Raw genomic sequence first — 13524 nt, 5'->3', positions numbered from 1 at the left:
TTACTTCAGCTTTCTGCGGATGCTGCCGAGCTTGCCGGTCAGGCTCTTGTAGAAGCCGTACATTTCATCGCCGTTCGCATGCTCTACCCGCTCATATTCCAGGCTGTCGCGCGCCTCCAGGAACGATACATACATCCCTTCCAGCTTATACAGCAGCGGGGTCACATCTTCCGCAGCCGTCATCTCTCCGGCCCGGCGTGCCGCCTTGCGCAGCAGGACACTGCGGCTTTTCTCATCCAGCGCACGGAAATGGCGGTAGACGGCATACTCCACATAGCTGCGTTCCTTCATCAGGTTCGCGAACGGCTCCCATGCGTCTTCATCCTCGTCACGGTCATAGACATAGAGCGCGCCTTTTTTGGTGATGGTATCGGTGTACAGCGCCTCGATAAACTGGTCGATCCACTTGTCTTCATCCAGATGCTGATGGACCAGTACTTCCAGCTCTGCCGCTTTGGCCGACAGCGCGTCGTATTTCGCCAGCTCTTCGCGGACACGGGCAATCAGCTGCGGTGAACGGATCAGGTTCTCCTGGGCCAGTTCCCGGTTGATGCTGCCGAAGATATCCTTAACTCCTTCACGTTCCAGGCCGCTCACACGCAGCGCTTTAAGCTCTTCAGCGGCTTTCCTTACTTCGCCCAGATTCGGACGCGGGGAGCCAAGCTGCAGATCATAACCGCTGAGCATTTTGTCCAGATCAAACGGCTTCGTGAAGATGACCGAGAAGCGGCTGCTCGTATTCTCGTCGATGCCCTTCTCGATAATGACACCAGCTTCCATGGCCCGGGCGAAATCCGCACGCACTCTGGCATTGTAATCACGGACCCGCGCATTCACATAGGTATCGCCCCATGATTTCTCCGGAATCGGTGAAGGCAGATAAGTCCAGTTGTCCTTGTCGGTCATCACGAGATGGCGGCCGATGCCTTCCTTATCCAGGATGGTCCGTTCATAGTTCTCCTCGAATACCCGCAGCGGCGTGTAGACAAACAGCGGTACCCCGTTACGTGTATTGAGCCAGAAAATCCGGTTCTTGACCTGGCTCTCCTTGATTGTGAACTGCGATTTGCCCAGTGCATTGTTCTGATAATTGCGGATTCCCTTCAGAATACCCGGCGCCTTCACCGGCACGGATACGAAGCCCCAGGACGGGAAGTGCAGACTGCCCGAGCTGTTGCTGAGGTGGAAAATCGGCACCGCATCCTCATCCAGACGTCCGGCGATAATCCGCTCCACGAACTTATCCAGCGGCTCCTCGCGGCCGTATTTCATCACCAGGAAATCCTCCATCGAACGGGTAATGAGGTCGCCGAACTTGTCGCTGAGGAATTCAGAGATCGAACGGACGATATCAATTTCCTGCTCCTTGACCCAGCGTCCGGAATGCTTCAGCATTTCGCGCGTGAAGTCGCGGATCAGATCGTCGCCGTCCTTCTGGTCCATCACCTTGGAGATCGTCGCGGAAATATCCGGCACGTTGACGATATTCCAATAGTAGGTTTTGTTGCCCTTATGATCAGCCTGCTCTTCGCCATTGATTAGAATGTCGCCATTCTTCTCGAAGATTGAGCTGAGCGCTGTCAGAATCTCCGTGAATACGCCGTAGATCCGGCTGTTCTCTTCATTCAGAAGCTCGTACAGATCCTCGTAGAACTGGATCATCTGCTCGGTGCGCTCCACATCGGCATGCAGCCAGTATTCATTGATCTTGGCTTCTATATAGGCATTCTTCTTCTTCTCCTTGGAGACAAAAGCGCTGCGCGCATCGCCCAGCTTCTCCTCTGCACTGTCCTGCGCCGTCTCGATATCACGCGGCAGACGGAGCAGGCTCTCGCGCAGCGCTTCAATATACGACTGGATCAGCTTCAGGATGCAGAAGCCCTTCTCGGTATAGAGCAGCCGTGACACATAGAATGGCCCCTGCTCCGGATGCAGGAAGATCCGCTCCAGCTCCTCGCCGAAGCGTCCGGTAATTTCGCCCGGCAGTTGCTTCTTCGCTTTGATATACTCTTCCCGCGCACGGGCCAGGAAGTTCTGCTCCAGCTCCGTATCCATGCTGACCACCTGGTTCTTGACCACATTCGCATGGCTGAGGCGTTCACTGTTCTGATAGCCGGGCAGCGGCTCCGGCACACGGGACTCGAAGGTCTTGATCATCGTATCGAGATCAATGCCGAGCTTGCGCGCCATCTTCTCCACATCCTCCTGCCCCGGGGCATGATGGAACATCTTGTCCATCTTGTCGAAGAGGCGGAAGGCCAGATAGGTTGTCATTTCTTCGATCGGCAGCACCGCAGAGGATGCGCCGATAATGTTGTATTCATAGTTCGCAGGATAAGTCTTGTTCATCTGCGCAATGTTGGTACGGATGTTGCTGATATAGTCATGGATGGCGAATTCCTCGCCGGAGGCTTTTTCCTCACTGGCCATGAAGTTGGTGATATTCTCAGCCGTTACGTTCATGCAGTAATCATAGGCATTCTCCAGCAGCTTGCCTTCCGTATTGGTCGCTGAGATCAGATGACAGAGATTGAACGGCGGCAGCGGTGAATTGACGCTGAGAATATTGCCGTACTGCTGGCGGAACCGTTCACCCCGGCTGTCCACATTCATCCAGTAATCCAGCTCTTTGAGCGCAGCATAACCGTTCTTGCGGATATACTCGCGGGTGTGCTCGCTGAGGCTCTTGTTCGCCAGATTCACATCCGGAGTGAACAGATAACCCAGCGTGTTCACACGGTCGATGCCGGCTGCGCCGTAGTCACGTTCAATAATTCCGCGGACGATGTAGGCGATATCCAGGAAAGCGCCGCTGCCTGTTCCCCCGGACAGACCGGTGAGCAGGAAGACCATCAGCTTCTTGCTGGTGCCGACGGACAGCGTCTTAATCTTCTTGTCAATCGCCGCGACCACCTGATTAATCTTCGTGAACAGCAGCAGGCGTCCGGCCTGGCGCACCCCGGCGGCTCCGTTCATCCCGTCTGTGATGCTCAGCTCCGGCGACAGCCAGTCCGTAATGTACGAATCAAGAATGCTGCGGTTCTGCAGCAGCCCGCCGATCTCGGCGTTGGCCAGCAGCACGAATTCATTCTGCGGGTCGAGGCCGATGCCTTTGTATTTTTTGCCGCGGTCCTGTTCATTGGTCTCGAACGCCAGGAATTCCACATTGTCGGGCTTATCCCGCTTCTTCTTGGACAATGGATCCTCAGGCAGCTTGAAGCGGCGGTTAATCTGGTATTTCAAGCGCAGCAGGGCATCGATGCCCGTGCCGCCAAGCCCGATAATCAGAATCGGGTTGTCTATGGTGTCCACTCTTATTTTGTCGCTGACGATCCCTCCGCCAAGCGATACATCGAGCTGCTGAATATGTTCTCTTACTACCGGTTTCATAGGTTATCCTCCTAAAAGTTATGCGTAGCGCTTCATCCTGAACATGCTTCGTTCAAAATTCACTTCGGAAGCCTACGCTTAGTCTGCTGTTATATCAAATATTCGAGTAATATCGTCTTGTCTACCGTCTGCAGCGAGACCGATACGCGGTCACCGCTCTTCATCTCAAGGCCCCTCGAGGTATCAGCGGCACGCCCTGACCGTTCCACAGAGATTCCTTCTCCTCCGCGCAGCATCAGCCGGTCATTGTTCCCCGGAGTGAAGACCAGCTTCTCGCTCTCCTTCAGTTCAGGCGCCAGCTGCAGCAGCTGATGCAACGTGAATTTACCGCGGAAGCCTGCGAGCTTCTTATATTGCGGATAGGTCTTCTCTCCGGTATTGCCGTCCAGCACTTCCACGACCAGTTGCCCGACAAACCCGCGGTTTGATCTGCGGCGCAGCAGCCAGAACGCGGCGGCCGCAGCCAGCAGGAGTACAATCCCGCCTATAATATAGTAAAGAGTGTTCGAGGACTTGGGATCCGTTACCGGTTCTTCACCAGTGCCTGCCCCCGTGGCCGGAGGGCTTGTAGCCACCGTACCCGTCTTGGCGTTGATTGTCAGCACATCGCTCTCGCGGTAGAAGCTGCTCTCTTCGGCCCGGACCTTAAGTTCATAGGCATGGCTGTCTTTTATTTCAAAAGCACCCTTGAACTCCGCACCTGAATTGTCGAGCGGAATCTCCTCCACAGTGCCTGTATCGACATCCGTAGCCAGCAGCACTGCCTTCATATCCTGATACAGGCTGCTCTCCGTAACCTCAGCCCCGTTGCTGAACAGGTGTGAGGAGATATCGACGGTGTCGCCTTTGCGGTAGGACTGGGAAGGCAGCGCATCGATCTTAAGCTCCAGATCATAGTTAAATACCAGATTGATATCAATCTTGTCCTTCGCCACACCCTTGACCTGGAGTTTCCAGTCTCCCTGCTCCGGCGAGAGCAGCTTGATCAGCGTGTAGGTAGAGGACTTAGACAGCAGTACGGCATCTGAGGGAATTGCTACTTCCTTCCCTGACGGGTCACTCAGCTTCGCCGTTACAGGCTGCGAGGACATAATTGAAATATTCGCTTCCAGCACACTGCCGTTCGGCACATTGACCGTCACTTCCTGATAATCACCATTCGCCGTGATCGACGGCACCGGCACGACCTTCAGCTTCAGGTGGCTGGCAAAAATCTCGCTGAGAATCTGCGGCAGATCATCTGCAGAATCCGTTGTGAACGCCTTGCCGCCTGTCTGATCGGACAGATTGGCCAGAATCTCCTTGTTCAGCTTGCCGTCAGCATTCAGCCCGATCGTATACACCGGGTACCCTTTCTGCTTCGCAGTTTCTACAGCGGCCTTCAGTTCCTGATCGGACCGGGCCTGCGTAGCGCCGCTGGCTTCATCTAAGTCATTGTTGCCGTCGGCCAGCATCACGATCATCGGCTCATGGCCGGGATCGCTGCCGTTCTCCAGCACCTTCACAGCTTCTTCCATTCCGACCGCTATATCCGTGTAAGGTCCACGGTTCAGCCCGTCGATGAAATCCTTCAAATCCTGTTTGTCACCGGCAGAGGTGATGCCGAGCAGAGCCTTCTCACGCTGCACCTTGTCAGTGTAGGCGACGATCCCTACCTTGTCTCCTTGCGTGGACAGCATGTCTATAAACATCTTCATCGCTTCATTCGCGATCTTGTTCTTGTCACTCTTGTTCATCGAGTTGCTGACATCAATCAGCAGTACGGCATCAATATGGGACGGCGCTGCTGAAGCGGCACTGGCCGCTGCGCCTCCGAAAGGCAGAACAGCGATGCACAGGATCAGCAGCAATACAGGCACAATGCGCTGCAGTCTATTCTTAATCGTTCTGGGTTTACGGTGTGTACGAAGCATAAATAGGGCTCCTCTTGTGTTAAATTCGGCGGATATGGCAAATCCGGCAGCATAGCTAAATTCTGTCAATAGCATGCCATTATGATATAATTAAACCTTGTAAACTTCAACATAGTGACCGCTGGACCGGCACTCCCGTCTGGTAGAATCGCCATCTTGAAGCGGATGGATTATTCTAAGTATACGCCGTGTTCCTGAATATTTGATTAAAAGACCGTAACCAGAGAGAAAGGAAGAGTTCCATGATTACATACGTCATACTCGGGATAACGTTCCTCTATGCCGTTATTCAGATCTCCTTATACGCTTCACGCCAGCGGAAACCGCTTAGCCGTGAGGACATTGACGAGCGGCTCCTTGCTGCACTGAACGGAGGAGACACTGCCCGTGAGTAAAAAGAAACCTGTTACCTTCCGGCCGTTCAAGGCCCCCCGCTATTCTTATGAGAAGCTCCGCATCTGCCGCCGCTGCGGGCGTTACACCGCACTGGGCGAGGAACGCTGCACCCGCTGCGGCCGTGCCTCACTGACTCCCGTGGAGAAGCAGGCGGTATCCATTGCCGGGCGCAAGATGCATACCCGGCTGCTGCTCATCCTCCTGCTGACCCTGGCTTCGGTTTATTTCGGCCAAAGCCTGCTGCAGATGGCGCTAAGCGGTGCCGGCGGCATCGTGATAGCCGGACTGGTCTACTATACGCAGCGGAAAGTACGGCAGAACGAAAATCTGTACGCCCTTAACGAATTAATGGGCCGTAATATCTTCAGAATCAAAGAAGATCTGGAGCTTAACCGCCAGGAGGCTGTATCCGTCCTCCGCGAGAATGATGTCCTCGCTTATGAGAAGCTCCGCGAGATCTCCATTCTGCTGCGCGGCGACCGGATCTCCCGCCAGCGCGTCGCCCTGCTGCACGGCTTCCAGCTACGCAAGGACATGTCTCTGGAGCTTGAACAGCTGCTGCTGAAGGACTTCGAGCCGCTGCTCGCTGAATATATCGGTGAAATCGCCAAAGTCCGGCCCGATTTAATTAAAGACCGCACCCTCCGTTATGTTAAGAACTACGAAGTACAGATTCTTGAAATGGACAAAGGGCTGGCTATTCTGACTGTCGTCGCCGGGGCAGCCGTGCGCCTGAAGCGTTATGCGCTGCTCTATTCCGGGCTGATTGGAAGATATGTACAGGAGCTGCCCAAGGACCGCTTCCTGCGCCTATCCCGGCTGATTGCCGCGAACCCCTATGAGCCGTGGAACGGCCTGGATGCCAAGGTGGCGGAAATCCGCGAGCTCAAGTACCGGTGGGACCCTGAAGTATAAGGATGAAAGCTGGCAGCACCCGCAATCCTTATATCCGAATAAAGGGGCTATACTATATGACGATCAAACAAGCATTAACCCTGCAGAATATTATGATCATTCTGTGTATCTTCATGCTGGTTCTGCTGGGACAGAAGGCTCTGGGGATCAAGGGCAAGATGGAGACCGTGCGGGAAGCCGGGCGGCTGTATGCTGCGGGAGAGCTAATTGCTGCCGAGAACCAATACCGGCTGGCGGCAGCAAACACGGCAATCCGATACAAGGAAGAAGAGATTGCTGCACGGCTTAAAGAGCTCGCTCCAATAACAGCTATACGCAGCAGTCTGAGAGGGCTGGTCTTAACACTGGAAGACCAGTTGACAGTCAAGGATTTCACCGGATATATGGAGAGTTATGCCTCCCTGCTCAGCCTGAAGAGCAAGTATATGGTTACGGGAGGACCTTATGAAGTCTATTATCGCCAGCTATCGGCCGGTTCAGGCATTTCGGAGAAGATGACGGCTGGGTTCCGGCAGTTCAAGGAGCAGTTTCTCGCCGAGCTCACGGAGAGCCAGAAGAGCGGAGCGAATAACACCACCGGCACCGCGAGCGCAGAGGGCTTCAAATGGAGCCTGCTGCAAATCCCTGATGCCTATTATGGCGGGGCCGGGGCCAAGGAAAAATTACTGGCTGCGAAATTCGAGGCCCATGACACCGCCAGGCTTAAGGCTCTGGCGGCAGCCGGCAGCTTCGGGCCTATGCTGGACAGTGCCTTATCTATGGAAGAAGCTTATAAGAGTCACAGCTATACGGCGGATTGGGTAGAGGATCAGGTTCAGGAGAGCGCCACGCTCATCCTGAACAAGGATCTGGACGGCGGTCGTACCGCCGCCTTCGCCGGACATGCTGTGGCCTACCGCAAATATGCTGAGTCAGCCGGCCTGAAATCTTCCAAAGTGCTTAAGCTGATTGACAACAGCACCACCAGGCTGCTACGGGAGGCAGCGCGCCAGGTCCGGGGCGGACAATATGCCGAAGCCATCCGGCTCTACGGGGATCTGAATCCGCTGCAGGACACCTCCGAGGCGGTTGCCGCTGCAACGCTCGCCTGGAATACCGCTGAACCGTTACGCCTGCTGCCAGGCGGTGATGTGCAGGGCAGCTATACTCTCACTGCCTCCGTCACCGGACGCTACGGCGCTAAGGCAGCTGTGGCCGGAGTAGATGCCAGCGGACGGCTGGTTTATGCCGAGATGAGTGATGACGGAATCATCTCCACCCGCAACGGCGGCACCGTTCCTGATGCTGCAGCACTGACAGAGCTGACTTTCGATGAGTCCCTCTCCGTCTATTCAGAAGTACCTGTAGTTGCAGCTATAGGCAGCCGCGAGGACGGGCGCCGTACATTCACCGCCTATACAATCAGGCCTGAGGGAATCTCGCAGCTGTTCAGCTTTGCCGGCGGCAGCTATGAGCTGATGACGGAGGACGGCTCCATCCGCGTATCGGATACAGACCTCGCAGATGGTCAAGACGGGCAGACGGCTATTTTCCGTCAGTTGAACGGTACCTACGAGTTCTCAGAAATCTACCGGGAGGTTACATATACCCCTATAGACGCTACACAGCTGGAGCTTCATCCTTATGAGAAAGTAAATCTTTCCTGCGATATTTATATCGACTCTGCCGGAAGAACGATCGCCAGCTCGAACGGGCGTTATCTGATCCTTCAAGGCGAAACTGGCGGGGTTACCGGATTAGCTGTCGCCAGCGGCCAGTTCGAGAACGGCTATGACATTGCGGAGACGGATGCCGGCGAACAGTATGTACCTGTCTTTATTGTAGATTCGGTTGGGAGTTTAAGCATTCAGATGCCCTGATCCTGTGGCATCGCCGGCCATGCCAGAAGACGCAAGAGATAAGCGGTGATTATACCGTTTGTCTCTTGCGTCTTCTTTGTTGCAGGCAGCTTGTGTCAGTGCAATTAAGCACGACCGGCCTTGGCGGTTTGCAGTTTTCTTTTGCGGCCAACTAAGCGTAAATATCGTTTGCGGGTATACAGCACATCCGCCGATGCCGTCAGGGTATCCTTCACCTCAGTGAGCACCGCCTGCGTCTCCTTCACAGCCTGCTTCATCCGTCCAAACTCTGACTTCACACCTTCAGATCTCGACTTCGCCTCATCCAGCGTTTCCTGAACATTCGTTTTGATCTCATCCACCGGAGCCTTCAGCCCGTCCACCGATTGCTTCACACCGTCCAGTGACTGCTTCAGTCCGTGGATGCTGTTCTTGAATTCCTTCAGCGGGTTGCCCATATCGATTCCTCCTAAGTTCCCTTTATCTACATATACCCAGATTGGAGGGGGCAGCTTTCCCTATCGGTTAAAATAAAGCTCGTTACTCTTTAATATGCTTCAGTTGCCGCGCATTTCCTCCAGCAGCTCCATGACCTCCGCCTCTTCAACCGGAACCGAATAAGAACCGTCAGCGAAACGCTTCATCTCCCCGATGCCGTCCTGGAAGACGAAGCGGATGCGGCCGCCGCGCACTTTTTTGTCCGTGTACATCTTGTCCATCAGTGCCCTGTTAGAAATATAATCCGGGATTTCCGTCGGCAAGCCTGCCTTCGTCAGTAATGAGACTACACGATCAGCCTGTTCAGCCGTCATATATCCATACTTCACACCCAGCCTGGCCTGAATGACAAGTCCTACTGCAACGGCTTCACCATGCAGCAGCTGGTAGCCGCTGACCGCCTCAAGCGCCCGGCCCGCCGTATGTCCCAGATTCAGAATCTGCCGCAGGTTGCTCTCATGCTCATCCTGTTCCACTACTTCGTATTTGATCCGGCAATTCGTCAGCGCGATATGCCCGCACACGTCCGCGTCCAGGATAGGCTCGCCATGTTCCGAGATGATTCTGCCGATATTCTCTTCCAGGTAACGGAAGAATGTCTCATCCGCCAGACAGGCATGCTTGATCGTCTCCGCCAGACCGCTGCGGAACTCACGGGCCGGAAGAGTGTGCCACGCTGCCAGGTCTATGTACACTTTGCGGGGCTGGTGGAACACGCCGATCAGGTTCGTGGCGACAGGTGTATTCACACCTGTTTTGCCGCCGACAGAGGCATCTGCCGCTGCCAGCAGGGTGGTAGCATAATTCAAAACAGGGACTCCGCGGCCAAAGGTGCCGCCCAGAAATCCGGCCAGATCCGTTACGGCGCCTCCACCCACGGCAATAATACAGCAATCCCGCCCGTAGGCCTGGCTTAAGAGCTGGTCTTCCAGCAGCGCCTTGGTCTCACGGGTTTTGGAGCTCTCTCCGGCCGGAAAAGAAAATAAATCCGCCTGAAAGCCGCTACGCCGCAGCAGCTCCAGTAAGGGACGGCCATATAACGGCTCAACTATAGAGTCCGTAATGATAGCGAATTTGCTAACATCCGGCAGAAGCCCCTGCTGCAGATCGCGGATCAGGGAACCAAACAGATTCTCGCCAATCTCTATATTGTAGGAGTTATCGACTACCTTTTTGAGCACCACTTCAAAGCTCTTAGACATGAACTCTGCCCCTTTCCTGTTCAACTATCCTCAATCGAATGGTCTCCTTCATTTGCGGATCATCGTCAGGTAGACGAATTTGGGCAGGGCGGATTGTCTGCGCCAGCGTGATTTCTGGCCTTTGGCTACCGGTGCGAACAACAGCCTGTGGGCCCACTCCAGATTCAGCTTTTTCCAGATGGCCGGTGCCGGCTTCACTTTGCCCGAGATTACGTCCAGACTGCCGCCAACACCAAACACAACCTTAACCCCGCTGAGCGCCTCCTTATGCTTATACAGCCATTTGTCCGAGTAGGGAGCGCCCATCGCAAGAATGAGAATATCCGGCCCCGCCTGCTGAATTCCGGCGATAATTCCGGGCTCCTCATCTGCCGTAAAGAATCCGTGATGCCTTCCGGCAATCTTCACCTGCGGATAGCGCAGGGCGATTCTCTCCACCGCTTGTCCGCTGGTCACTTCATCCGTTCCGAGGAAATAGAAACTCCAGCCCCGCTCATTCCCCTTTGCAAGCAGGCTCAGCAGCAGATCGTAGCCGGTCACCCGCTCCGGAATGGGATCACCCTGTCTTCGTGCCGCCATTACAATCCCGATCCCGTCTGGCACGATCAGATCCGCCGAGCAGATAATCTCCCGGAGCCGACCGTCCGATTGACTGGCCAGTGTGATCTCCGGGTTGGCCGTAATCAGGTGAAACAGCCCTCCCTGCCCGCCCGCGATATGCCCGTCCAGCAGCGACGTTGTCTCCGCAAGCGTCAGCTTGGAGAAGGGAACCCCGAGAATGGAAACCTTGTCCTTCATAATTTCACCTGTCCTTCTCAATCCTGCAGAATTGCCCTCTGCATCCCTGGCTCGCCCAGAACCGGATGCATTGAACCGGTATCGCCGCAATCTACCCATTCCAGCCGCCCTTCTTCACTCTCAAGCAGCATCAGCGGGCGCCTCCAACATAATCTAAATTATACCAAATGCAATAGCCCCCATCCTCCAAGCCAACGCCGTTCATTGTCAACTTTTCTGTAAAGCAGGCTACTCCATACCCATGCATACAGCAAATTTATAAGATAACCATATATTTACACGGACAATTCCACCATACCAACATCGGTATTTCTTTTCAATGCAGAAAATTACTTCAACCGGTTCCGGCTTCTCCGCACCCGTGGACGTAAAGCTCCTGATATTCCGCCATGTCATTTGCCCGCTGGAACAAACCATCTTAAGAAGCTGGGCTTCCTCCTTGTTTCAGCACGAGAGCCTCTGCCCGGCGGGCAGAGGCTCCTTCTTATTCATACGGTATATGCAGTTGTTCCGCCCCTTTGCGCTTGCTGCTGTGACGGAAGGAATACAGCTGCCAGACTGAAGACAGGCCTACTGCCGCTGCACAGACTACGAACACGGCCAAATAGCTTCCGTTCGGACTGCCTCTGCTGCCAATCATCAGTCCGCCTGCCGCCGTGCCGAACATCATGCCAATGTTGCGTGACAAGGCGAGCAGGCTGCTGACCCGGCCAAGCTGCGATTTCGCCGCCAGCCCCATAACAATACTTGTGTTAGGCGAAGTAATCATCCCCATTGCGCAGCCGAGCAGCATAACCGGCAGCACCAAAGCGCTTGTCCTCAGCACAGGTGAGCCGAAGCCCAGCGCCAGCAGCGTGACACTCATCAGCAGCAGTCCGGCCGTAAGGATACCGAGCGGCCCTTTGCGGTCCGCGATACTCCCGCTGACAGGAGCGGTCACCACCAGCGCCAGCGGATATCCAATCATAATCAGCCCTACCCAGGCAGGCTCGGCCCCGGATATACGCAGCAGTGAGGGCAAAGCCAGCTGTGCGGCGAAGGCAGCCATATATGTGATAACCGTAATGGCGATGCCTGCGGCAAAGCTCCGGTCAGTGAACAGGCCGGCACCGCTGTCCGCTGGCGGGAATTCAGCAAGCGGGCTCCTCTTATCCCTGTTGCGGAAGAAACGGGCATGTGCCGTATAAGCGGCCGCCATTCCCGCTGAAGCCGCGAGCAGCAGCAGCACAGGCAGAGACAGGAAAGAGGAACGGCCGCCGAGATCGAAGGCGATCATCAGCGAGGAGAGACAGGCCGCAAACCAGGCAGCTCCGGCGAGATCCAGCCTGCCTCCGGCCGTTTTCGTATCCCGGGGAATCAGCCTGTGCGCAAGCACGCCCACGGCCGCCGCCACTCCGGCCAGCAGCCAGAAGTTGCTCTCCCAGGTGAACCACTGGATCAGGAAGCCGCCCAGACCGGGGCCTGCCATGGAACCCGCAGCGACGAAGGTGCTCATCAGCCCCAGTGCCCTTCCCCGCTGCCCGGCCGGAAATACAGAGACAATGAGGGCCATATTGGTCGCCTGATACATGGAGGCGCCGGCTCCCTGCATGACTCTGAAGCCAAGCAGCATGGCTTCGTTCTGGGCAAGCGCACAGCCCAGGGCCCCCGCCGCGAAAGCGAACAGTCCCAGATTATGCACCTTACGGCGGCCGAACCTGTCTCCCAGCCGTCCCATTACAGGCAGCAGCACCGAGATAACCAGCAGATAGATACTGACGATCCACTGGGCAGAGGCCACCGGAAACCGCAGATCAGCCGCAATATCGATGAGCGAAATATTGAACATACCGGCAGACAGATTGGACAGAAAGGCCCCGAGGCAGATAACCACCTTGACCGCCGAATGGTTCACGGCTTGCCCTGAAGACCGTACCGGTGAATTCATATCATCCGCTGCAGGGCGGGCTGATTCCACATCTTCCAGCTCTCTTCAATGTCTGCGGCTGAAGCCACCACGCCGAAGTAGCCCTTCATGTTCTCCAGCGTCATCTCATGAGCAGCCCGGGAATAGGAAGCACAGGCATCCTGAACCATCACAATCTGATAATCCAGCATGAAGCCGTCCCTTGCCGTCGACTCCACGCACACATTGGTGCTCACTCCTGTCATAATCAGGGTTTCGATCCGCTGCGAACGCAGCACAGAATCGAGCCGGGTATTGATAAAAGCGCTATACCGGTGTTTATTGACAATAATCTCCTCAGGAAGCGGGGCCACCTCGTAGAATTCAGCCCCCCAGCTTCCTCTGCGGCAGACTCCCAGCGAACCGCGGCCGGAGCGGGAAGTCCAGACGGGCGAATCGGTCGCCTTTTCATGGAAGGTCTGGATATAGATCACCGGCACGCCCTGTGTTCTCGCCGCCGCGATCAGCCCATGCAGCTGCGGCATCATCTCGCGAACGGCTGACACATCATTTCCGCCAGCGGCAAGTGCGCCCTCCCCGTGGCAGTAATCATTCTGTACATCTACTATAATAAGTGCGGTTTTATCAGGCATAATCAGATCGGCAGTTAATTCCATCATCTTCACCTC

Annotated in this window: 10 protein-coding genes; 3 read left to right on the top strand and 7 right to left on the bottom strand. The window is 55.4% G+C overall.

Features of this window, described 5'->3' with window-relative positions; genetic code table 11:
• Together PBOR_RS04965 and PBOR_RS04960 are read right to left on the bottom strand one after the other, a co-directional pair.
• A complete protein-coding gene (locus tag PBOR_RS04965) occupies positions 1-3390 on the bottom strand; it encodes a tubulin-like doman-containing protein (RefSeq protein ID WP_042210742.1) in 3390 nt (1129 codons plus the stop codon).
• Positions 3391-3479: 89 nt separating this feature from the next.
• Positions 3480-5303 carry a vWA domain-containing protein gene (locus PBOR_RS04960; RefSeq protein ID WP_099052441.1) on the bottom strand — a complete coding sequence of 608 codons (1824 nt, stop codon included), beginning with the start codon at positions 5301-5303 and terminating at the stop codon, positions 3480-3482.
• 242 nt (positions 5304-5545) lie between these two features.
• Here PBOR_RS04960 and PBOR_RS36825 point away from each other — a divergent pair, with 242 nt between their 5' ends.
• Genes PBOR_RS36825 through PBOR_RS04950 form a run of 3 tightly spaced genes read left to right on the top strand, consistent with a single transcriptional unit; the run spans position 5546 to position 8473 of the window.
• Positions 5546-5698, top strand: coding sequence for a hypothetical protein (locus tag PBOR_RS36825; RefSeq protein WP_157763976.1), 153 nt, complete (start codon positions 5546-5548; stop codon positions 5696-5698).
• Entirely contained in the window at positions 5691-6614 is a 924-nt protein-coding gene (locus PBOR_RS04955) for a hypothetical protein (RefSeq protein WP_042210741.1), read from the top strand. Before PBOR_RS36825 ends, PBOR_RS04955 begins: the two co-directional genes overlap by 8 nt.
• 56 nt (positions 6615-6670) lie before the next feature.
• Complete coding sequence (locus PBOR_RS04950; RefSeq protein ID WP_042210740.1) at positions 6671-8473, top strand: hypothetical protein; 1803 nt, start codon at positions 6671-6673, stop codon at positions 8471-8473.
• A 104-nt stretch (positions 8474-8577) separates the two neighbouring features.
• On the opposite strand, the gene PBOR_RS04945 is transcribed toward PBOR_RS04950, so the two are convergent.
• From PBOR_RS04945 to PBOR_RS04925, 5 genes are all read right to left on the bottom strand, one after another.
• Positions 8578-8910: a hypothetical protein gene (locus tag PBOR_RS04945; RefSeq protein ID WP_042210739.1), complete on the bottom strand. Its 333-nt coding sequence runs from the start codon at positions 8908-8910 to the stop codon at positions 8578-8580.
• A 99-nt stretch (positions 8911-9009) separates the two neighbouring features.
• Positions 9010-10152: a 3-dehydroquinate synthase gene (gene aroB / locus PBOR_RS04940; protein WP_042210738.1), complete on the bottom strand. Its 1143-nt coding sequence runs from the start codon at positions 10150-10152 to the stop codon at positions 9010-9012.
• Positions 10153-10200: 48 nt separating this feature from the next.
• The gene (locus PBOR_RS04935) at positions 10201-10971 is read right to left on the bottom strand and encodes a WecB/TagA/CpsF family glycosyltransferase (protein WP_245648040.1); all 771 of its coding nucleotides are present in this window, start codon (positions 10969-10971) and stop codon (positions 10201-10203) included.
• A gap of 463 nt (positions 10972-11434) precedes the next feature.
• The gene (locus PBOR_RS04930) at positions 11435-12877 is read right to left on the bottom strand and encodes an MFS transporter (RefSeq protein ID WP_042218929.1); all 1443 of its coding nucleotides are present in this window, start codon (positions 12875-12877) and stop codon (positions 11435-11437) included.
• Positions 12874-13512 (bottom strand): cysteine hydrolase family protein, encoded by a 639-nt coding sequence (locus PBOR_RS04925; RefSeq protein WP_042210736.1) that lies wholly within the window; start codon positions 13510-13512, stop codon positions 12874-12876. The genes PBOR_RS04930 and PBOR_RS04925 overlap by 4 nt, the downstream gene beginning before the upstream one ends.
• Positions 13513-13524: the final 12 nt, after the last annotated feature.

The sequence above is a fragment of the Paenibacillus borealis genome (genome assembly GCF_000758665.1).
Classification (GTDB): Bacteria; Bacillota; Bacilli; order Paenibacillales; family Paenibacillaceae; genus Paenibacillus_AQ; species Paenibacillus_AQ borealis.
This window is presented reverse-complemented; position numbering and strand designations above follow the sequence as displayed.

Bases quoted from the DNA above. Each gene is read 5' to 3' on its own strand.
- aroB (WP_042210738.1), bottom strand. From the start codon at position 10,152: ATGTCTAAGAGCTTTGAAGTGGTGCTCAAAAAGGTAGTCGATAACTCC.
- PBOR_RS04945 (WP_042210739.1), bottom strand. From the start codon at position 8,910: ATGGGCAACCCGCTGAAGGAATTCAAGAACAGCATCCACGGACTGAAG.
- PBOR_RS04960 (WP_099052441.1), bottom strand. From the start codon at position 5,303: ATGCTTCGTACACACCGTAAACCCAGAACGATTAAGAATAGACTGCAG.
- PBOR_RS04925 (WP_042210736.1), bottom strand. From the start codon at position 13,512: ATGGAATTAACTGCCGATCTGATTATGCCTGATAAAACCGCACTTATT.
- PBOR_RS04965 (WP_042210742.1), bottom strand. From the start codon at position 3,390: ATGAAACCGGTAGTAAGAGAACATATTCAGCAGCTCGATGTATCGCTT.
- PBOR_RS04950 (WP_042210740.1), top strand. From the start codon at position 6,671: ATGACGATCAAACAAGCATTAACCCTGCAGAATATTATGATCATTCTG.
- PBOR_RS04930 (WP_042218929.1), bottom strand. From the start codon at position 12,877: ATGAATTCACCGGTACGGTCTTCAGGGCAAGCCGTGAACCATTCGGCG.
- PBOR_RS36825 (WP_157763976.1), top strand. From the start codon at position 5,546: ATGATTACATACGTCATACTCGGGATAACGTTCCTCTATGCCGTTATT.